This window comes from Janibacter sp. LM (genome assembly GCF_039631275.1).
In the GTDB taxonomy this organism is placed as follows: domain Bacteria; phylum Actinomycetota; class Actinomycetes; order Actinomycetales; family Dermatophilaceae; genus Janibacter; species Janibacter terrae.
The window spans coordinates 49,779-68,887 of the sequence record NZ_JBDIVG010000016.1; the positions used below are offsets into that span (position 1 = coordinate 49,779).

The following is a 19,109-nucleotide window of genomic DNA, read 5'->3' on the forward strand; positions in this document are numbered from 1 at the left end:
GCGAGCACGACGCGGTCCGGGGTCCAGGAACATCATGGGACCCCGGCTCCGGTCACGGACGCGTCGGCCAGGTCGTTGCTCGACGACCTGCTCTCCCGGCGCGGCGCCGGGACGAGAAGATCGATGATGCCGATCAAGGTGTCCGCCACGGGGGAGGGCAAGGTGGTGGCCGCGACGACGGCCGCCTCTCGGTGCTCCTGCACGAGAAGATCGACCGCACGCCTGGCGCCGCAGGCGACCAAGAGCTCTCGGGCCCGCCGTGCGTCGCCGACCGTCAGACCGGGGTCGCCGATGTGCGGAGCCAGCTCGGCCCAGTGACGACTCGAGCGAGCGATGGCGATCAGTGCGGTGCTCTTGCCCTCCCGCAGGTCCCCGAGCGGGTCCTTGCCGGTCTCCTCCTGCGTCCCGAAGACCCCCTGCAGGTCATCGCTCAGCTGGTAGGCGATGCCCAGCTGCCGACCGATCCGTCCCAGGACGGCCAGGACCGCATCATCGGCCTCGGCGAGGATCGCCGCGGCCTGGAGCGGAAGCTGGAAGGTGTAGGCAGCGGTCTTCCACTCGGCGACCTGCAGAGCCGCGCTGAGCGACGCGTCGGCGGTCAGGCTGACCCGGACGTCCGCGAGCTCACCGGCAGCGCTGCGGTGCAGCACCTCCTCGACCAGGTCCAAGAGCCGGGCCACGACACCCGGTGGGGCTCCGCACAGTGCCATGCCACGCACGGCGCCAGCCAGCGCCAGGTCCCCTGCGAGGATGCCCGCCGAGTTGCCGTACCGACGAGCCTTGTCGGCGCTGGCCCCGACAGCGGCGGCACGTTCGGCGAAGATCCCACCGACGTTGGGCTGACCCCGTCGACGGTCGTCACCGTCGATGACGTCGTCATGGACGACGAAGGCGGTGTGCAGGAGCTCGACCGCATCAGCAGCCGCGCGGGCGACCTGGTGGTGTCGACCACCCAGCGCCTGATAGGTCCGCTCGAGCACGAGAGGGCGAAAGCCCTTGCCGCCCATCACCTGTGCGATCAGTGCATCCCACAGTGCCTGGTCGTGCTCATCAACCACCTGGGCTCGACCGGTGGCGACGAATCTCGCCTGTCGCGAGTGGTCAGTGGCCATGCCGACTCCGTCTCGTCGATGGTGGGGTCCGCGCGAGCATGTCGCCTACCCCCTGCTGCCTTTGGAAAACATCTCACAGGTGGAGTGCCCGCGGAGGCTTGGACCCACGTGGGCCCACCGCGGCCAGTCGCACACCGCGCGATCGGGAGGTTCACCCGAGCCGGGCGGGTCCCTCGGCGCTCGTCTCGACGACGGGCACGCCATCGCCGGGCGGCATGCCCGCGTCCAGGCTGTCGGTCGGCGGGGTGGCGAACTCGTCCTGCGTGCCGGGTGCGCGGTCGGTCCCCGGGAAGCGCCGCAGGTCCAGGGTGACCGGGTAGTCGGTGACGGCCGGGCTGAGCGCGGAGCGTGGGTCGGGCAGGGTCGACAGGTCGATCGGCCCGGGGGTGTGGTCACCGACCACGAAGCGGGCTGCCCGGCGTGACTCCGCGGAGGCGGCGTTGACGGGGAAGCTGTCGTAGGCCACGCCGCCGGGGTGGGTGACGTGGTGGGTGAAGCCGCCGAGGGAGCGGCCGGACCACCGGTCGACGAGGTCGAAGGTCAGCGGACCGTGCACGCCGATCGTCGGGTGCAGCGCCGACGGGGGAGCCCAGGCGCGGTAGCGGACGCCGCCGACGAAGGCGCCGGTGCTCCCCTTCGCCCCGACGGGTCCACCCCAGCCCTGCTCGGCGACGGGGACCATGGGCACGGGGACGCCGTTGCACGTGACGACGTGCCGGCCCTCGACGAGGCCGACGGCGCGGACCTGGACCTTCTCGACCGAGGAGTCGACGTAGCGCGCGGTGCCGAACTGGCTGACCTCCTCGCCGAGCACGTGCCACGGCTCGATCGCCGTGCGCAGCTCGAGCTCTACGCCGGAGATGACCGTGTCGCCGAGCCGCGGGAAGCGGAACTCGAGGAAGGCGTCGAACCACGCCGGGTCGATCCGTCCGGCGCCGACACGCTCGAGGTAGCGGTTGACGTCGTCGATGACATCGCGCAGGTCGGCGGCGACGAAGGCGGGCAGGAGGTAACGGTCGTGCAGCCGGGTGCCCCAGTGCACGAGGGGCGCGGTGTACGGCTCGACCCAGAAGCGGGCGACGAGGGAGCGCACGAGGAGCGCCTGGAGCAGCGCCATCCGCGGGTGCGGCGGCATCTCGAAGCCGCGCATCTCGAGCAGCCCGAGACGCCCGCGCTCCGTGCCGGGGGCGAAGAGCTTGTCGATGCAGAACTCGGCCCGGTGCGTGTTGCCCGTGATGTCGGTGAGCAGGTGGCGCAGCAGCCGGTCGGCGAGCCAGGGGCGGGTGCCGCGCCTGGCCCGGTGGTCCTCGTCGAGCGGGTCGGTGATCGCGCTCTCGTCGTGCTCCATCGCGATGACGTGCTCGAGCTGCGCGAAGGCGATCTCGAGCTCGTAGAGCGTGTCCGCCCGGCCCTCGTCGACGCGTGGCGCCTGCGAGGTCGGGCCGATGAAGCGCCCGGAGAAGAGGTAGCTGAGGGCCGGGTGGTGCTGCCAGTAGGTGACGAGCGAGCGCAGCAGGTCGGGGCGGCGCAGCATCGGGCTGTCGGCCGCGGTCGGGCCGCCGAGCGTCAGGTGGTTGCCGCCGCCGGTGCCGGTGTGCGAGCCGTCGAGGTCGAACTTCTCCGTCGACAGGTGGATCTGGCGGGCGTGCTCGTAGAGGCCCTCGGTCTGCTCGACGAGCTCGGGCCACGAGGCGGTCGGGGTCACGTTGACCTCGATGACGCCGGGGTCGGGCGTCACCGACATCGTGCGGACGCGGTCGTCACCGGGCAGGGGGTAGCCCTCGAGCACGACCGGGTGTCCGACCTCAGCGGCCGCGCCCTCGACCGCGCTGACGATCTCGAGCGCGTCCTCGAAGGCCTCGACGGGCGGCAGGAAGACGAAGAGGTGGCCGTCGCGGTGCTGCACGGCGAGCGCCGTGCGCGGCGCCTCGTCGATCGGCAGGACGCGGGCGGGCGGGACGTCGACCGGCTCCAGCGCGGCCGGGTCGAGCGCGGGCAGCGCTCCGCGGGGCTCGAAGGGGGAGCGCTCCGGTGTCGTCGGTCCCTCCGTCCACGAGATCGAGGACAACGGCAGCCGCAGGCCGGCGGGGGAGTCGCCGGGCACCAGGGCGAGGAAGCCGCGCCGGGTGCGCCAGGTCGTCGTCGCCCAGCCCTCGCCGTCGGGCGCGGGGAAGATCGGCAGGACCCACGCGGCCGGGGTGTCCGGGTCGGCCTCGGTGTCGACGGCCGCGAGGGCGGCCGCGCGCCGGGCCTCGTCGGAGACCTCCTCGGCGTCGGGCGCGAGGTCACCGGGGGTCGGCGCCGCGCCGTCCGGGCGGCGGGCCTCGAGCACGAGCCGCTGGAGCGGGTCCTCCACGGCCGGGACGAGCTGCTCCGGCGGGACGCCGAGCCGGCGGGCGATGCCGAGGGCCAGGTCGCGCGCGGCCCCCACGGCCTCGGGGGCGTCGGACGACTCGCGGGCCGGCCCCCACGGGTCGTCGAGCAGGTCGGGGTCGCGCCACAGGGGCTCCCCGTCGGCCCGGGAGGCCAGTGCGATCTGCCAGCGCGGGAGCGGCTCGCCCGGGTACCACTTGCCCTGGCCGTGGTGGCGCAGCGTGCCCGGCCCCGACAGGCGGCGGGCGAGGGCCATGGCGAGCTGTCGCTTCTCCTCGCCGTCGGCGGCGGTGTGCCACTGCGGGTCCTTGGTGCCGCCGGCCGCGACGAAGGTGGGCTCGCCACCCATCGTCAGGCGCACGTCACCGTCGGCGAGCAGGCCGTCGACGGCCGCACCGAGCGCGTTGATCCGGGCCCAGTCGTCCTCGGAGACCGGCCTGGTGACGCGCGGGTCCTCGGCGATCCGGGTCACGGTGTTGCTGAAGCCGAAGGTGACGTCGGTCGGAGCCGTCGCGCCGCTGATCGGCGCCGCGGAGGTCGGGTGCGGGGTGCACGAGAGCGGGATGTGCCCCTCGCCGCAGAGCAGGCCGGAGGTCGCGTCGAGCCCGACCCAGCCGGCGCCGGGGATGTAGACCTCGGCCCACGCGTGCAGGTCGGTGAAGTCCTGCGCGGGGCCGTTGAGGCTGTCGTCGCCGACGGCGCTCAGGTCGGCGGTCAGCTGCACGAGGTAGCCCGAGACGAAGCGCGCCGCGAGCCCGAGCTGGCGCAGCGCGGAGACGAGCAGCCAGGCGCTGTCGCGGCAGGAGCCGATGCCCCGGTCGAGCGTGTGCTGCGGCGTCTGCACGCCCGGCTCGAGACGCACGGTGTAGTCGACGCTCTCCCGGATCGCGCGGTTGAGCGCGACGACGAAGTCGACGATCCGCGTGCCCTCCCCGGCGGCCGCGTCCCGCGGGGCGGTGAGCAGCGACGGCAGCCGCTCCTCCAGCCAGGCGCTCACGCCCGGCGCCGGTCCGCTCCCTTCGCCCCCGTCGTCCACCGGGGTGAGGTACGGCGCGAGGTCGTTGCGCAGCTGCTCCGGGTAGGCGAAGGGGTAGGTCGCCGCCCAGTCCTCGACGAAGAAGTCGAAGGGGTTGATGACCGTCATGTCCGCGACGAGGTCGACGGTGATCTCGAGCCGGGCGACCGGCTCGGGGAAGACGACGCGCGCGAGCCAGTTGCCGAAGGGGTCCTGCTGCCAGTTGAGGAAGTGGCCCTCGGGCTCGATGCGCAGGGAGTAGCTCGGGATCGGCGTGCGCGAGTGCGGGGCCGGCCGGAGCCGGATGGTGTGCGGGTAGACCCGGACCGGCTCGGAGAACTCGTAGGAGGTGCGGTGCTCGAGGGCTACGCGGATGGTCACGTCGCCACTCTAGGTCGCCCGCTGCCGGCACGCGTGCGGGTGACGCGGCTACTGCTCGAGACGGGCGAGGACGTCGGCGGCCAGCTGCTCGACGGGCTCCATCGTCAGGGACTCGTCGGTGCCGACCTGCTGGACCGTCACGAGGTTGTGGCCGACGCGGTAGCTCATCTGGTCGATGTGGACCCGGGTGGTCTTCCCGCCCACGCGGTCGAAGGTCGTCACCCGCACCGCGAAGGCCTGCTCGCCGACCGGGGAGATGGTGCGTGGCTCGGTGAGCAGCCGCAGGTCGAAGTCACCGAGCTCGTCCCGGCCGTAGAGCGAGAAGGTGGCGCAGCCGCCCGCCGCCTCGCCCGCCGCGGTGAGGATGCCGGGGCCGACCGGGCGCGTCACCGAGGTGATGCTGACCGACATGGTGCGCAGGGCGTCGCCCGTGCCCTCGGACCAGCTGAGGTTGGCCTGGCTCGCCCGCTGCTGCCGCAGGTTGCGGTAGTGCCAGCCGAGGCGCAGGACGTCGACGCACTCGGCCGGGTCGGAGGTGCGCTGCTCGGCGCCGGTGTCGGAGGGCTGCTCGGTCGCGCCCTTCGGCAGCGGGGGCAGCGCGGCCTCGGCCTCGTCGCGGGTGAGCTCGCGGCCGGCCCGCTCGAGCCCGGGGTCGGGTGGCGGCACGGGCGAGGTCGACGTCGTGGACGGTGCGGTGGGCGTCCGCTCGGGGGCGAAGGGGGTCACGCACCCCGAGAGCACCAGGCAGGTGAGCGCGGCGACGGTCGCGGGCAGGATCCTCACGACTCCTCCTCGAGCCCGTCGAGGGTCGCGCGGGCGGTGCGCTCGGTGAGCGCGGTGTCGGGGGTGCCGTTGTACGTGCCGTTCACGACCGTGAAGGTGTTGTGACCGACCTTGACGGCGACGAAGTCCATGGTGAGCGTCTCCATCGTCTGGTGGATCGTGAGCCGCAGGGCGAGGGTGCGGTCGCCGAGCGCGGGGAAGGTCAGCGCGTCGGCCTCGTACGCGCTGCTGTTGCCGGTGTCGCGCTGCACGATGCTGAACTGCGAGCAGTCCGCGACCTCGGCGCCCGCCTCGTCGAAGAGCCGCACCGGGTACGGCTCGTCGTAGGAGTAGGCCCACACCGCGACGTGGCGGCGCTGCGTGCCCGGCGGGGGCTGGTTGTCGCTCGCGGCGAAGTTGGCCTGGGCCCGCCCGCGGCTCGTCTCCTGCACCTCGTCCCAGCCGGGCCCCTTGAGCACGAGCGGGGCGCACGAGGACGGGGTGACCTCGGCGGCCCGCGTCTCGAAGAGCGTGCCGGCGGGGTCCGCGCCCCACCCGTCGCCGAGGTCGCCGGGGGACGGGAGGGCGCTGCGCAGGCCCCCTTCGTCCAGCGGTCGACCGGCCCCCGTGAGCGTCCCGAGGTCCTCCGCGGGCTGCGGGTCGTCGACGAGGCCGCAGCCGGGGAGGACGAGGGTGAGCGCGGCGAGCGCCGCGGCGGGGCGGAGGGGTCTCACAGGGCCTCGAGGTTGTCGACGGTCGTGCGGGCCACCGTCTCGACGACCCGCGAGTCGTACCTCGAGCCGGGACCGGCCGCGTAGACGACGTGGACGAGGTTGTGGCCGACGGAGATGCCGGCGACCTGCACGACGCCTCCCTTGAAGACATCGCCCTCGGTCGTCGACTCGACGCGCATGGAGTAGGTCCGCTCACCGAGCGGCGGGAAGGTCACGGGGCTGAGCTTCCACGAGGACGTGCCGGACTCGTCGATGAGCTGGAAGGTGGCGCACTCCCCCTGCGCGGAGCCGGCGTCGTCGAAGAGCTGCGTCGGGACGGCGACGTCGTGGCTCGAGACGGTCACCGTCAGCGACCCGCCGACCTCCCCGGCCCAGGCGCGCTTCACGCGGGCCGTGCGGTGCGTGCGCAGGTCCTTGCCGACGTCACCGGCGAGGCGCACGTCGAGGCAGGTGGCGGGGTAGGCCGTCGCCTGGGGGTCGTCGCCGCTCGTCTCCTGCTCGACGGTGTCGCGGCGGAACCCGGACGGCATCTGCTCGTCACCCGGCAGCACCGAGGCGGCCTGCTCCTCGCTCAGCCGGCCGTGGCCGACCGGCGGCGGGGTCGAGCTCGCCGGGTCCTCGCCGCCGATGCCGGGGACGCACCCGGCGGTGACGACGGCGAGGGCGGCGACCAGGCCGATCCCTCGGACGGTGCGTGGTGTCCCCATGTCTGCTCCCCTGTCGTCAGGCTTGTCGTCCGGCTCGTCGTCGGTTCACGCCAGGTCGTCGAGGACGCCCTCGGCGTACTCCTGGAGGATGTCCGAGTTGTCCGCGCGGAACCCGGTGAGCATGCGCACGTGGACGAGGTTGTGGCCGCTGCGCACCCAGAGGTAGTCGATGGCGGAGTCGAGCTCGCGCGAGCCCGCCCGCACCCCGAGGCTCTGCTCGCCGAGGACCGGCGTCTGGATGTTGGTCGCGGACCAGTCGCTCATCTCGGAGCCGGGCGAGACGGCCGTGCGGAAGGTCGCGCAGTCGGCGAGGGCCGCACCGGCCTCGTCGAGGAAGCGCGTCGGGAAGGCCTCGTCGTAGCTGTAGACCGCGACGGAGATGCTCGGCTGGCCGACCGAGTCGTCCTCGCCGCTGTTGCGCGTGTAGCGCACGCCCTCGCCGTCGGCGAGGTGCTCCGACTTCCAGATGCGCATCTGCGGGGTGTCGAGGAAGACGGCCAGGCAGGCCTGCGGGTCGGCCCGGCGCTGGCTCGCCCGGCGGGTGTCGAACCCGCTGGTGTCCTGGACGAAGCCCCGCGGGGCCTCCTCACGCGTCGGCAGCGCCCGCTTGATCTCCGCCGCGGTGAGCTGCTGCTGCTCCGGCGCGGTGAGCTCCTCGACCGTCGTGGCGCTGCTGCTCGGGGTCACCTCGCCCGAGGTGCCCGAGGCGGCCGGCTGGGCGTCGCCGCCGCAGGCGGTCAGGGCGAGGGCGGCGACGGCCGTGAGCGCGAAGGGGGTGGCTCGGGTGCGAGAGGTCATGTCGTCTTCTTCAGCTCGGCGAGGGTCTTCTCTGCGTACTTCGTCATGGCGGCGCCGTCGTAGGGCTCCCCGCCCTTGATGTACCAGACGGTGACGAGGTTGTGGCCGCTGCGCACGTAGAGGCGGTCGACCGAGATCCCCTCCCCGCCCGCGCCGAAGGTGAGGCGCACGGCGAAGGAGCGGTCGCCGACGCTCGGGGTGCTGATCGCCCGCGTCGTGCGGGTCGTCGAGGAGCCGCCGTCGTCAGGCGTCGTCGTGTACGAGGCGCACTCGGCGAGGTACTGGCCGGCCTTGTCGAAGAACTCGAGGGGGTAGGGCTCGTCGTAGGACTCGACGATCGTCGTCACCGACTCGTCGGTGACGGAGCGCGGGCTGGTGAAGCGGCTGTACTCGCGGACCTTGCGGTGGGCGTCGCGGAAGTCGCGCTCCTGCGGGCCGTCGAGGGTGATGTGCGCGCACACCTGCGGGTCGTAGGTCTGCCCGCCCTCGGTGAGCTTGGTCGTCCACGTGGCGAAGCCGCGGGGCGCGTCCTTGATGGTCGGCAGCACCCGTCGCGCCGTGGCGGCGTCGATCTGCTGCTGCTCCGGCTGGTCGAGGGCCTCCGCGCCATCGGCGGAGGCCGTGACGGTCACCGTCGTCGGTGGGGCCTCCGGGCCCGAGCCGCACGCCGCCAGGCCCAGCACGAGCGTCGCCACGGTGACGGCGGTCGCACGGGGGGAAGGGCGTCGGGACGATGGGCGCACGGGCCCAAGGTTCTCACGCGGGGCGTGCCCTCGCTCGGGAGGCCCGGCCCGTATCGTCGTCCCGAGACCCGCAAGGAGGACCCGTGGAGCAGATCTCCCGCCGTGCCCTGCTGGCCGCACTGGGTGCTGCCGGATCCACCGCGCTCACCGCCTGCGCCGAGGACGAGCCCCCGGTGGAGATCGGGTCCACGACGCACACGCCCGCGGGCGGTGGCGACCCGGGTGGGGGATCCGGCGGCGACGAGGCGCCGAGCACGTCCGGCCCCGCCTCGATGGTCCCCGTCGACCTGGCCTCGCCGGACGACCTGCGCGACCGGTGGGCGGCCTACGCCGCCATGTGGGTCGGGGCAGGGGTCTCCGAGGGGGGCACCGGGCCGCGCGCCACCGACGGTGACTGGGTCTACGAGATGGAGATCGGCCAGTGGGGCTACCTCGTGCGGCTCAAGGACGGGCGGGCGGTGCTGGCCGGCCAGAGCAACCCCGACACCCGCCGTGACGCCGCGGCCGAGAAGCGCAACCGCCAGACCCTCCTGGGGCAGGGCCCGAGCTGGTGGGGCGTCGTCGACGACGTGCTCCCCGCGACCGCCAACCTCGGCTTCGTCATCGGCTGGGACGGCAAGCGATGGACCCGCTCGAGCGCCGCACCCACCGGTGGCGGCTACGACAGCTTCGTCTTCTACGTCGCGACGGCGAAGGACCTCGGCCAGATCCTCGTGCGCTGGGGGAGCAACGGGCAGCAGGAGTACACCGGGACCGGTGGGGCCCGCGCGGCCGCCGACACCGTGATGGAGCAGGGGACCCGGGTCACCTCGAGCCACATGCGCCGGCTCGGACCGGGCATGAGGTCCTCGCGGCTGCCGGCCGCGACCGCGGCCGCGCGGGCCTTCGAGGGCAGGGGCCAGCACTAGGGCGAAGGGGGGTGCCCCCTTCGTCTCCCGGCGCTGCTCAGTCCCGCCGGTCCTGCCAGGTGCACACGCAGGCCTCGTTGCCGTCGGCGTCGGCGAGGACCCACCACGCCGGGGCGAACTCGTCGGTGACGAGGCGCCCGCCCGCCGCGATGGCCGCGTCGACGCGTTCCTGCGCGATGTCGTGGGGGACGTAGACGTCGAGGTGCAGCCGGTTGCGGACCTCGCGCGGTGCGCTCTCCTGGAACCAGATCTGCGGCAGCTGCCCGTCGGGCGAAGGGAGGACGTCCGGGTCCCCCTTCGCCGGCTCGTGCCCGGTGAGGGCCTGCCAGAAGGGACGGATCGCGCTCGCGTCCGCGGTGTCGATGCCGATGGTCATCGCGACGACGACGTGCGGGTCGTGCTCGGCCCCGAGCTCCTCGGCGATGCGCGAGATCTCGCCCGCCAGCTGGAGGTCGCGGCTGGTCAGGCCACCCACGTCGTGGCTCACGAGGAGCAGCCCGACCCAGTTGTAGCGCAGGTCGATGTCGGGGTGGTGGTCGGCGGCGTCGGCGACCCGGGCGATGCGGGTCACGAGCTCGACCGCTGCCGGGTAGTCCGCGGTGCGCAGGCGGGTGCGGAGGGTGCCGTCGATCTCGCGCCACCCCCGCGGGGCGGCCCCGGCGACATGGCTGCTGGACAGGGTCTGGGCGTCGTCGCTCATGTGACCCACGTTAGGCCCCGCGGGGCCGCTCCGGCAGGGGATCCGCCGTTAGCCTCGAGCGCATGACGGCCGCCGCGTTCTTCGACCTCGACCGCACCCTCCTGCCCAAGGCCTCCGGGCCCGCCCTGTCAGCGGCCATGCGGCAGACGGGGGTCGTCTCGGCCCGGCTGCCGGGCGAGTCGCTCGTCTTCGGGTACTTCAACCTCCTCGGGGAGTCCCTCGGCTCGATCGCCCTCGCCCGGCAAGCCGTCCACGTCGCCCGCGGCCGGGCGGCCGACGCCTTCGACGAGGCCGCGGAGGTCGCGGCCGACGTGCTCGAGCCGCTCGTCGGGCCCTTCGCCAGGATGCTCATCGAGGAGCACCACGACGCCGGGCGGCTCGTCGTCCTCGCGACGACGACGCCCGAGCACCTCGTCCGGCCGCTCGCCGAGCGCCTCGGCATCGATGCCGTCATCGCCACCCGGTACGAGGTGGGGGAGGACGGCCGCTTCACCGGCCGCCACGACGGGCACTTCGTGTGGTCGATGGGCAAGATCGCCGCCGTGCGCGACTGGGCGGAGCAGCAGGGCGTCGACCTCGACGCGTCCTTCGCGTACTCGGACTCGATCTACGACGCGCCCCTGCTGCGCGCGGTCGGCAACCCGGGCGCGGTCAACCCGGACCCTCGCCTGCAGGCGCTCGCGGTGGCCGCCCGCTGGCCCGTCCTGCACTTCGACACCTCCCCCGGCGTCTTCAAGCTGCCCGTCATCGGCCTGGAGCTGCAGCGCAGCCTCGCGCTGCTCGCCCGCCCCGAGCTCTTCCCCTACGCGCGGTTCTCCATCCGGGGCGTCGACAACGTCCCGAGGGTCGGGCCGGCGATCCTCGTCGGCAACCACCGCTCGTACTTCGACGCCATGGCGATGCTCGTGGCCATGGGGCGCACGAGCCGCTCCGCCCGGTTCCTCGGCAAGAAGGAGCTCTTCGACGTCCCCGGCCTCGGTGCCTTCTTCCGAGCAGGTGGCGGCATCAGCGTCGACCGCCGCGGGGACGACCCGGACAGCCCGGACGCCTTCGCGGCCGCGGTCCGCGCGCTCGCCGGCGGCGAGCTGGTCGCGATGATGCCCGAGGGCACGATCCCGCGCGGCATCGACTTCTTCGAGCCGGGCATGTCCGGGTACCCCGGCGCAGCGCGCCTGGCCCAGCTGACCAAGGTGCCCGTCATCCCCTTCGCCATCACCGGCACCGAGCAGGTCTGGCCGCGCTCGTCGAGGCTGCCCCGGGTCACCAGGGTGCTCCGGAGGCCTGAGGTCACCGTGACCTTCGGCGAGCCGGTGGACCTGAAGCACCGATCCGTGGCGCGCGACATGGAGCGGGTCTTCGACGCCATCACCGCGCTGCTGCCGGACGAGGTCCGCCAGCCGCCCCGCCCGACGCTCGCCGAGTTGGCCCGCAGCTACCCCGACGGGCGCGTGCCCGACGAGGACCGCTGGTACGCGGTCGACGGGGACGGGGGATGAGCGGGCTCACGGTCTGTCGGTCGTGCCTGTGACGACCGTGCACGGGCTCGTGCTCGCGGCCGGAGCGGGTCGTCGGATGGGCCGGCCCAAGGCCCTCATGACCGATCCCGACGGCACGTCGTGGTTGGCCCGGGCGGTCACCGTCCTGGACGAAGGGGGCTGCGCGGCGACGACCGTCGTCCTGGGCGCCAGCGGCACGGTCGGACCGACGCTGCCGAGGACGACGTACACGCACTGCCCCGACTGGGCGGAGGGCCTCGGCACCTCGTTGGCGCACGGGCTGCGCACCCTCGACGCCGGTGACGCGGACGCCGTCCTCATCCACCTCGTGGACCTGCCGGACGTCACCGCGGCGGTGGCGCGACGGCTGCTGGCGTCGCACGTGGACGCCGGCACCCTGCGTCGAGCGGTGTACCGCGGGCGGGTCGGGCACCCGGTGCTCGTCGGCCGGGACCACTGGGGCCCGCTCGTCGCCGGGCTCTCCGGGGACCGGGGAGCCGGCCCGTACCTGCGGCGGCACGGCGCCGTCGGTGTCGAGTGCGGAGACCTGGCGACCGGGGAGGACGTCGACCAGCTGCCGTGACCGGGACGCGTCGCGTGGCGCCACATGCAGTCCGGGGCGCCGCAGCGCCGTAATGTACGTCCATGCCTGCCGATGCCGCGTTCCTCGTCGCGGGGCTGGCCCTCCTCGTCGCCGTCGTCCTCCCGGGCCTGACTCGGAAGCTGGCCGTCTCCGCGCCGATGGTGCTGATCGGTCTGGGCATGGCCATCGGCCTGCTGCCCGTGCCCGACGGCGCCAATCTCGACCCCGTGGACTCCCGGGTGATCGTCGAGCACGTCACCGAGTTCACCGTGCTCGTGGCGCTCATGGGCGTGGGTCTCGCCCTGGACCGCCCGCTGTCCCTGCGTCGGCCGGGCACCTTCCGAGCCTGGGGGGCGACGTGGGGGCTGCTCCTGGTGACGATGCCGCTGACCATCGGCGCGGTGGCGCTGCTCGGGTGGACCGTCGGTGGGCTCGCGCCCGCGACCGCGCTCCTGCTGGGTGCCGTGCTCGCTCCCACCGATCCCGTGCTCGCGAGCGACGTGCAGGTGGAGGGGCCGGCGGTGGAGACCGACGACTCCCCGGTCGACGAGCGCGACGAGGTCCGCTTCGCCCTGACCTCGGAGGCAGGGCTCAACGACGGGCTGGCCTTCCCCTTCGTCCACGCGGCGATCCTCATGCTCACCGCCGGTGCCGTGTCCGACTGGGGGCCGCGCTGGCTCCTCTGGGACCTCGTCGGCAAGGTGGCGGTGGGGGTCGTCGTGGGCGTCGCGGCCGGGTGGCTGCTGGCCAAGCTCGCCTTCCGCGCCCCGAACCCGGCGGTACGCACCGCTGACCTGGGAGAGCCGACCTTCGCGCTGGCCGCCGTGTTGGCCGCCTACGGGGCCAGCGAGCTCCTCGGGGGATACGGGTTCCTGGCCGTCTTCGTGACGGCGATGACCATCCGGTCAGCGGACCGCGACCACGTCTACCACCGCCACATGCACGAGTTCGTCAACCGGCTCGAGCACCTGCTCGTCTTCGTCATCCTCCTGCTGCTGGGCGTGGCGCTCACGCGCGGGATCCTCGGGCACCTCGACGCGCGCGGCGCACTCCTCGGCGCGGGAGTCGTGCTCGTCGCGCGGCCACTGGCCGGCGCCGCCGGCCTGTGGATCGGCCGGCGGCGCGGTGGGCGGATCCACGGGCTGGACGTCCGGGAGCGAGCCGTGACCGCCTTCTTCGGCGTGCGGGGCATCGGCTCGCTGTACTACCTGGCCTACGCGGCCGGGCACGCACCGGTCGAGGGCGAACGCTGGCTGTGGTCGACGGTCACCTTCACCATCGTGCTGTCCGTCGTCGCCCACGGCGTCCTCGTCACGCCCGCCATGAGCTGGATCGAGCGCCACCGTGAGGACGGCATCGGTCCGGTCGAGGCCCTCACTCCTTCGCCGCACCCTCCTCGGCGCCCTCCATCGCCGCCTGGGCCTCGGTGACGATGCGACGGGTGGCCTCCTCCGCGAGCTCGGCGTGACCCGCGGCGACGGCCGCCGCGACCTCGACGTGCCAGTCGATGGCCCTCTGCTCGGGGATCTGCGGCATGAGGTCGTGCTCCGTGCGGCCGGTGAGTGCCTCGGCGACGAAGGGGGCGAAGCCCGACAGCAGCGCGTTGCCCGAGGCCTCGAGCAGAGTCCGGTGGAAGTCGATGTCGTGCTGCAGGTAGGGCCACAGGTCTCCCCGTGGCCCAGTGCTCGCCATCCCCGAGGCGGCGGCGCGCAGCTGCTCGACCTGCTCGGCGGTGGCGCGCTGGGAGGCGAGCCGGGCGGCCTGCGGTTCGATGCCCCGGCGCAGCTCGCTCACCTCGCGCAGCTGGGAGAGGCGCTGCGGTCCCTCCAGGCGCCAGTGGATGATCACCGGGCTGAGCGCCTCCCAGGAGTCCTCCGGCTGGATCGTCACGCCGACGCGGCGGCGTGAGGACGCCACGCCGATCGACTCGAGCACCTTGATGACCTCGCGCACGACGGTCCGCGAGACGCCGTAGCGGGCCTCGAACTGCTCCATGGAGAACACGTCGCCGGCCGACAGGCGTCCGTCCATGAGGTCGGACCCGATCTGCGTGAGCACCGTGTGGTGCAGGCCCCCGCCCCGCGTGCTGGTCATGGAGCGGATTGTCGCAGAGGCGGGCGTCCTGGCCCCACGACGACGGTGCGCTCTTGCGCAATAAGCATACTTTTGTCACAGTGGGCGCCGCGGGCCGACGTGGGCCTGCCCCACGCCACCCGTAGGAGACACCGATGTTTCTCGTCGAGGACGCCGTCCCTGAGCCTGCCTACGGCCCCGGGGTCCTGCTCGCCATCGCCGCAGCGGCCGTGGCGCTGCTGCTCGTGCTGATCATCCGCTTCAAGGTCCACGCCTTCGTGAGCCTCGTGCTCGTCAGCTTCCTCACCGCGCTCGCGACGAGGATCGCGCCCGCCGACGTCGTGACGACGATGACCGACGGCTTCGGCCAGACCCTCGCCTCGGTCGCGCTCCTCGTCGGGCTGGGCGCGATGATCGGCCGGCTCCTCGAGGTGACCGGCGGGGCTCAGGTGCTCGCGGACACCCTCATCGCACGATTCGGCGAGGACCGGGCCCCCTTCGCCCTCGGCATCGCGTCGTTGCTCTTCGGCTTCCCGATCTTCTTCGACGCCGGCCTCGTCGTCATGCTGCCGATCATCTTCAGCGTCGCGCGGCGTTTCGGCGGGTCGGTCCTGCGCTACGCCTTCCCCGCGGCCGGTGCCTTCGCCGTCATGCACGCCTTCGTGCCGCCGCACCCCGGCCCGGTCGCCTCGGCCGAGCTCGTCGGCGCCGACATCGGCCTGCTCCTCGTCTTCGGTCTCCTCGTCGGTCTGCCGACCTGGTACGTCGCGTCCTATCTCTACGGCCTGTGGGCCGGCAGCCGGTACATGGTCGACGTCCCCGACCTGCTCTCCGGGGGCGACGTGGCAGGGGCGAAGGGGGAGACCCGCCTCCCGTCCTTCGCTCTCGTGCTCACGGTGCTCCTGCTCCCGATGGTCCTGATCTTCGTCGACACCGGCCTCAACACGCTCGCCACGTCGGGTGTGGTCGACGGTGACGCCACGTGGGTCAACGCGCTGCGCATCATCGGCAAGACGCCGATCGCGCTGCTCATCACGACCCTCTTCGCGATGGTGGCCCTCGGCTGGCGCAACCGGTCCAGGGCGATGACGGAGTCGATCCTGAACGACGCACTCGGGCCGGTGTGCGCGATCATCCTCATCACGGGTGCCGGCGGCATGTTCGGCGGGGTCCTGCGCGCCAGCGGCATCGGCCAGGCGCTCGCGGGCACGCTGGAGTCGACCGGGCTGCCCGTCATCGTCGCGGCTTTCGTCGTCGCCGCCACGCTGCGCATCGCGCAGGGCAGCGCGACCGTTGCCCTGACGACCGCCGCCGGCCTCATGGCCCCGACGATCGAGGCGACGTCGGGGCTGAGCTCGATCGACCTGGTGCTCATCGTCCTCGCGATCGCCGGCGGTGCCACGGTGCTGTCGCACGTCAACGACTCGGGCTTCTGGCTCGTCGGGCGCTTCCTGGGCATGGACGAGAAGACGACGCTCAAGACGTGGACCGTCATGGAGACGCTCATCGGCGTCGTCGGGTTCCTCATCGCCTTCGCCCTGAGCCTGGTGCTCTGACGTGACCACCCACGTCGTCGTCATGGGCGTCTCCGGGAGCGGCAAGACGACGGTGGCCGAGGGGGTCGCCGACCGCACCGGTTGGATCTTCGCGGAGGCCGACGCCTTCCACCCGCAGGCCAACATCGACAAGATGGCGAGCGGCACGCCGCTCACCGACGAGGACCGGTGGCCCTGGCTGAGGGACCTCGCGGCGTGGATGGCCGAGCACGCGGCCCGCGGCGAGGACACCGTCATCACCTGCTCCGCCCTCAAGCGGGCCTACCGCGACGTGCTGCGCGCGGACGTCGCGGCTCTCGGTGCAGGGCACCGGGTGGTCTTCGCCCACCTCGACGGCTCGGCGGAGGTCCTCGCCGAGCGACTCGCGGGGCGCCGGGGGCACTTCATGCCCGCGTCGCTCCTGCAGTCGCAGATCACCACCCTCGAGCCGCTCGGCCCGGACGAGGACGGTGTCCGTCTGGACCTCACGGCCGAACCGCAGGCGCTGGTCCGGCTGGTGCTCGACGCGGTGGGGTGACCCCCCTTCGCTCGGCGCCGCCCACGCAAGGCCTCGCCTCCCGGCTAGGCGCCGGCCACGCGCACGATCAGGGCCTGCGGGTCGACGCTCACCCGCAGCCGCGAGGCCTCCCCGATGACGTCGCCGTCGACCTGCACGGGGTGCGGCTCGTCGACCTCGGCGGTGTAGACCGAGCCGGAGGTGCGGATCAGCTCGGAGCCGTCGCGCATGCTGCGGCCGAGGACGCGGACCGCGACCGAGCCCCAGCCGATGAGCGTCCTCGGGGCGACGACCACGCCGTCGAGCAGACCGTCCTCGAGCCTGGCGCTCGGGACGAGCTGGATCCCGCCCTGCAGGGTGCCGCAGTTGCAGACGAGGAAGCTCCGGGCGCTCACCGGGTCCTGCTCCCGTCCGTCCACGCTCCACCGCACGCGGAAGCGGGTGACGAAGAGCTTGCGCAGCCCGGTGACGAAGTAGGCCGACCAGCCCACCCTGGCCTTGAGGTCCTCGCTCGTGCCGTCCATGATCTCCGCGTCGAAGCCCATGCCCGCCATGACGAGGAAGGGGTGGCGCTGCACCGGCGGACCCTCGACCGGGTGCTCGGCCTGCCCGGAGTCCTCGGTCGCCGGCTCCTCGGCGGGGTCGAGCTCGAGCCACGCCACGTCGATGGCCTTGTTGCGACCGTTGTACGCGACCCGGAGGGCGGGGACGAGGTCCACGCCGACGGGGATGTCGAGGTTGCGGGCCAGGAGGTTGCCCGTGCCGCGGGGGAGCAGTCCCATGGGCGTGCGCGTGCCGGCGAGGGCCACGGCGACCGCGCGGATGGTGCCGTCACCGCCGAGCGGGCAGACGACGTGGACGCCCTCGTCGAGCGCCTGGCGCGTCTGGCCGGTCCCCGGGTCGTCGATCGTGGTCTCGATGAAGAGCGGCTCGGCCCAGCCGAGCTGGGTGCTCGCGGCCGCGAGCTCGGCGCGGGTCGCGGCGACGTCGGTGAACTTCGTCGGGTTGATGATGATCGCTGCCCGCCGGGGCGTCTCCCGTGCGTCCTTGTCCTTGCGGAAGCTGCCGCGGGTCGGGCGGGGCTTGCGGTGCCGAGCGCTCGGGGCGCCGGGGCCGGCGAGCACGAGCGCAGCGGCGACGCCGACGAGTACGAGGGAGAGCGCGATGACGAGCGCCAAGAGGGTCCAGTCCGACACGCCGGTGACGCTACCGGACCGTAGGCCGTGGGCCCGTCGTCGACCGGGCCGGGGCGCCGGGCCGACAGCGTCCACATCGCGGATATCCTGCGTGTCGTGATCGACCTCAAGTTCCTGCGCGACCAGCCCGATGCCGTCCGAGCGAGCCAGCGTGCCCGCGGCGAGGACGAGTCACTCGTCGACGCGGTGGTCGCCGCCGACGAGCGGCGCCGCGCGGCGATCGGGGCCTACGAGAGCGCGCGGGCGGAGCAGAAGGCCGCGAGCAAGGAGCTCGGTCCCGTCATGGGTCGGCTCGCCAGGGCGAAGAAGGCCGGGGAGGACGTCGCGGACCTCGAGACCGAGGCGGCCGCCCTGCGGGACAAGGGGGCCGCGATGTCGGCCCGGGTCAAGGAGCTCGAGGCCGCGGCCGACGAGGCGAAGGGGGAGCTGGACACCTCCCTTCGCGCCATCGGCAATGTCATCCAGCCGGGCGTGCCCGCGGGCGGCGAGGAGGACTTCGACCTCGTCGAGGAGGTCGGTACCCCACGCGACTTCGCCGCGGAGGGCTTCGAGCCCAGGGACCACCTCGAGCTCGGCGAGCTGCTCGGCGCCATCGACATGGAGCGCGGCGCGAAGGTGAGCGGCAGCCGCTTCTACTACCTCAGCGGGGTCGGTGCACAGCTCGAGTGGGCGCTCATGGGGCTGGCGCAGCGGATCGCCGGCGAGGAGGGGTTCACGCCCCTCGTCGTGCCCAACCTCGTGCGTCCGGAGACGATGGCCGGCGCCGGCTTCCTCGACGCGCACGGCGACGAGGTCTACCAGCTCCCCGCCGACGACCTGTACCTCACGGGCACCTCCGAGGTCGCGCTCGCCGGCTTCCACGCCGACGAGATCCTCGACCTGTCGCAGGGCCCGCTGCGCTACGTCTCGACCTCGACCTGCTACCGCCGCGAGGCCGGCAGCTACGGCAAGGACACCCGCGGCATCTTCCGGGTGCACCAGTTCCAGAAGACGGAGATGTTCGTCTTCTGCCGCCCCGAGGACGCCGTCGCCGAGCACGACAACCTGCTGCGCATCGAGCGCCGGGTCCTCGAGGCGCTCGAGCTGCCCTACCGGGTCATCGACGTCGCGGCCGGTGACCTCGGCGGGCCGGCGAGCCGCAAGTACGACTGCGAGGCGTGGGTGCCGACGCAGGCGAAGTACCGGGAGCTGACCTCGACGAGCAACTGCACGACCTTCCAGGCGCGTCGTCTGAACATCCGCGAGCGCAACGCGGAGGGCGGCGGCACGCGCACGATCGCCACGCTCAACGGGACCGCGATCACGAGCACCCGTCCGATCGTCGCGCTCCTCGAGAACCACCAGCAGGCCGACGGCTCCGTGCGCGTGCCAGCGGCCCTCCAGCCCTTCCTCGGTCGCGAGGTCATCGCCCCTCGATGACGAGCACGGCGGACGCGAAGGGGGTCCCCCGGCGGCGCTCAGGTCCGTTGGCTAACT

At 73.3% G+C, this 19,109-nt stretch carries 17 protein-coding genes; 7 read left to right on the forward strand and 10 right to left on the reverse strand.

What is annotated here, in order from left to right:
* Positions 1–32: 32 nt before the first annotated feature.
* From ABC138_RS09815 to ABC138_RS09845, 7 genes are all read right to left on the reverse strand, one after another.
* Positions 33–1,112 carry a polyprenyl synthetase family protein gene (locus tag ABC138_RS09815; RefSeq protein ID WP_345913561.1) on the reverse strand — a complete coding sequence of 360 codons (1,080 nt, stop codon included), beginning with the start codon at positions 1,110–1,112 and terminating at the stop codon, positions 33–35.
* A gap of 151 nt (positions 1,113–1,263) precedes the next feature.
* Positions 1,264–4,881: a transglutaminase family protein gene (locus tag ABC138_RS09820; RefSeq protein ID WP_345913562.1), complete on the reverse strand. Its 3,618-nt coding sequence runs from the start codon at positions 4,879–4,881 to the stop codon at positions 1,264–1,266.
* 48 nt (positions 4,882–4,929) lie between these two features.
* Complete coding sequence (locus tag ABC138_RS09825; RefSeq protein ID WP_345913564.1) at positions 4,930–5,664, reverse strand: hypothetical protein; 735 nt, start codon at positions 5,662–5,664, stop codon at positions 4,930–4,932.
* The gene (locus ABC138_RS09830; RefSeq protein WP_345913565.1) at positions 5,661–6,377 is read right to left on the reverse strand and encodes a hypothetical protein; all 717 of its coding nucleotides are present in this window, start codon (positions 6,375–6,377) and stop codon (positions 5,661–5,663) included. Before ABC138_RS09830 ends, ABC138_RS09825 begins: the two co-directional genes overlap by 4 nt.
* On the reverse strand, positions 6,374–7,084 hold the full coding sequence (locus ABC138_RS09835) for a hypothetical protein (protein WP_345913566.1): 711 nt from the start codon (positions 7,082–7,084) through the stop codon (positions 6,374–6,376). The genes ABC138_RS09830 and ABC138_RS09835 overlap by 4 nt, the downstream gene beginning before the upstream one ends.
* Before the next feature lie 45 nt (positions 7,085–7,129).
* The gene (locus tag ABC138_RS09840) at positions 7,130–7,882 is read right to left on the reverse strand and encodes a hypothetical protein (protein WP_345913567.1); all 753 of its coding nucleotides are present in this window, start codon (positions 7,880–7,882) and stop codon (positions 7,130–7,132) included.
* On the reverse strand, positions 7,879–8,577 hold the full coding sequence (locus ABC138_RS09845; protein WP_345913568.1) for a hypothetical protein: 699 nt from the start codon (positions 8,575–8,577) through the stop codon (positions 7,879–7,881). Before ABC138_RS09845 ends, ABC138_RS09840 begins: the two co-directional genes overlap by 4 nt.
* Before the next feature lie 131 nt (positions 8,578–8,708).
* Between ABC138_RS09845 and ABC138_RS09850 the strand changes: the two genes are divergently transcribed.
* On the forward strand, positions 8,709–9,533 hold the full coding sequence (locus tag ABC138_RS09850; RefSeq protein WP_345913569.1) for a hypothetical protein: 825 nt from the start codon (positions 8,709–8,711) through the stop codon (positions 9,531–9,533).
* A gap of 37 nt (positions 9,534–9,570) precedes the next feature.
* Here ABC138_RS09850 and ABC138_RS09855 read toward each other — a convergent pair whose 3' ends face one another.
* On the reverse strand, positions 9,571–10,233 hold the full coding sequence (locus tag ABC138_RS09855) for a 4a-hydroxytetrahydrobiopterin dehydratase (protein WP_345913570.1): 663 nt from the start codon (positions 10,231–10,233) through the stop codon (positions 9,571–9,573).
* Positions 10,234–10,295: 62 nt separating this feature from the next.
* On the opposite strand from ABC138_RS09855, the gene ABC138_RS09860 reads away from it, so the two are divergent.
* The 3 genes from ABC138_RS09860 to ABC138_RS09870 all read left to right on the forward strand — a co-directional run bounded on the left by ABC138_RS09860 (position 10,296) and on the right by ABC138_RS09870 (position 13,742).
* Complete coding sequence (locus ABC138_RS09860; protein WP_345913571.1) at positions 10,296–11,729, forward strand: HAD-IB family hydrolase; 1,434 nt, start codon at positions 10,296–10,298, stop codon at positions 11,727–11,729.
* 22 nt (positions 11,730–11,751) lie between these two features.
* Entirely contained in the window at positions 11,752–12,312 is a 561-nt protein-coding gene (locus tag ABC138_RS09865; protein ID WP_345913572.1) for a nucleotidyltransferase family protein, read from the forward strand.
* Between the two features lie 62 nt (positions 12,313–12,374).
* Positions 12,375–13,742 carry a cation:proton antiporter gene (locus ABC138_RS09870; protein ID WP_082807664.1) on the forward strand — a complete coding sequence of 456 codons (1,368 nt, stop codon included), beginning with the start codon at positions 12,375–12,377 and terminating at the stop codon, positions 13,740–13,742.
* Here ABC138_RS09870 and ABC138_RS09875 read toward each other — a convergent pair.
* A complete protein-coding gene (locus tag ABC138_RS09875; RefSeq protein ID WP_345913573.1) occupies positions 13,687–14,406 on the reverse strand; it encodes an FCD domain-containing protein in 720 nt (239 codons plus the stop codon). The genes ABC138_RS09870 and ABC138_RS09875 overlap by 56 nt on opposite strands.
* Before the next feature lie 134 nt (positions 14,407–14,540).
* Between ABC138_RS09875 and ABC138_RS09880 the strand changes: the two genes are divergently transcribed.
* Both ABC138_RS09880 and ABC138_RS09885 read left to right on the forward strand, forming a co-directional pair.
* Positions 14,541–15,941, forward strand: a complete 1,401-nt coding sequence (locus ABC138_RS09880; RefSeq protein ID WP_345913575.1) for a GntP family permease — start codon at positions 14,541–14,543, stop codon at positions 15,939–15,941.
* A 1-nt stretch (position 15,942) separates the two neighbouring features.
* On the forward strand, positions 15,943–16,458 hold the full coding sequence (locus ABC138_RS09885) for a gluconokinase (RefSeq protein ID WP_082807663.1): 516 nt from the start codon (positions 15,943–15,945) through the stop codon (positions 16,456–16,458).
* A gap of 44 nt (positions 16,459–16,502) precedes the next feature.
* Here ABC138_RS09885 and ABC138_RS09890 read toward each other — a convergent pair whose 3' ends face one another.
* Entirely contained in the window at positions 16,503–17,633 is a 1,131-nt protein-coding gene (locus ABC138_RS09890) for a diacylglycerol kinase family protein (protein WP_068329220.1), read from the reverse strand.
* A 96-nt stretch (positions 17,634–17,729) separates the two neighbouring features.
* Here ABC138_RS09890 and serS point away from each other — a divergent pair, with 96 nt between their 5' ends.
* The gene (gene serS, locus ABC138_RS09895; RefSeq protein WP_068329211.1) at positions 17,730–19,052 is read left to right on the forward strand and encodes a serine--tRNA ligase; all 1,323 of its coding nucleotides are present in this window, start codon (positions 17,730–17,732) and stop codon (positions 19,050–19,052) included.
* Positions 19,053–19,109 lie beyond the last annotated feature (57 nt).

Bases quoted from the DNA above. Each gene is read 5' to 3' on its own strand.
- ABC138_RS09815 (WP_345913561.1), bottom strand. From the start codon at position 1,112: ATGGCCACTGACCACTCGCGACAGGCGAGATTCGTCGCCACCGGTCGA.
- ABC138_RS09835 (WP_345913566.1), bottom strand. From the start codon at position 7,084: ATGGGGACACCACGCACCGTCCGAGGGATCGGCCTGGTCGCCGCCCTC.
- ABC138_RS09840 (WP_345913567.1), bottom strand. From the start codon at position 7,882: ATGACCTCTCGCACCCGAGCCACCCCCTTCGCGCTCACGGCCGTCGCC.
- ABC138_RS09855 (WP_345913570.1), bottom strand. From the start codon at position 10,233: ATGAGCGACGACGCCCAGACCCTGTCCAGCAGCCATGTCGCCGGGGCC.
- ABC138_RS09860 (WP_345913571.1), top strand. From the start codon at position 10,296: ATGACGGCCGCCGCGTTCTTCGACCTCGACCGCACCCTCCTGCCCAAG.
- ABC138_RS09870 (WP_082807664.1), top strand. From the start codon at position 12,375: ATGCCTGCCGATGCCGCGTTCCTCGTCGCGGGGCTGGCCCTCCTCGTC.
- ABC138_RS09875 (WP_345913573.1), bottom strand. From the start codon at position 14,406: ATGACCAGCACGCGGGGCGGGGGCCTGCACCACACGGTGCTCACGCAG.
- ABC138_RS09880 (WP_345913575.1), top strand. From the start codon at position 14,541: ATGTTTCTCGTCGAGGACGCCGTCCCTGAGCCTGCCTACGGCCCCGGG.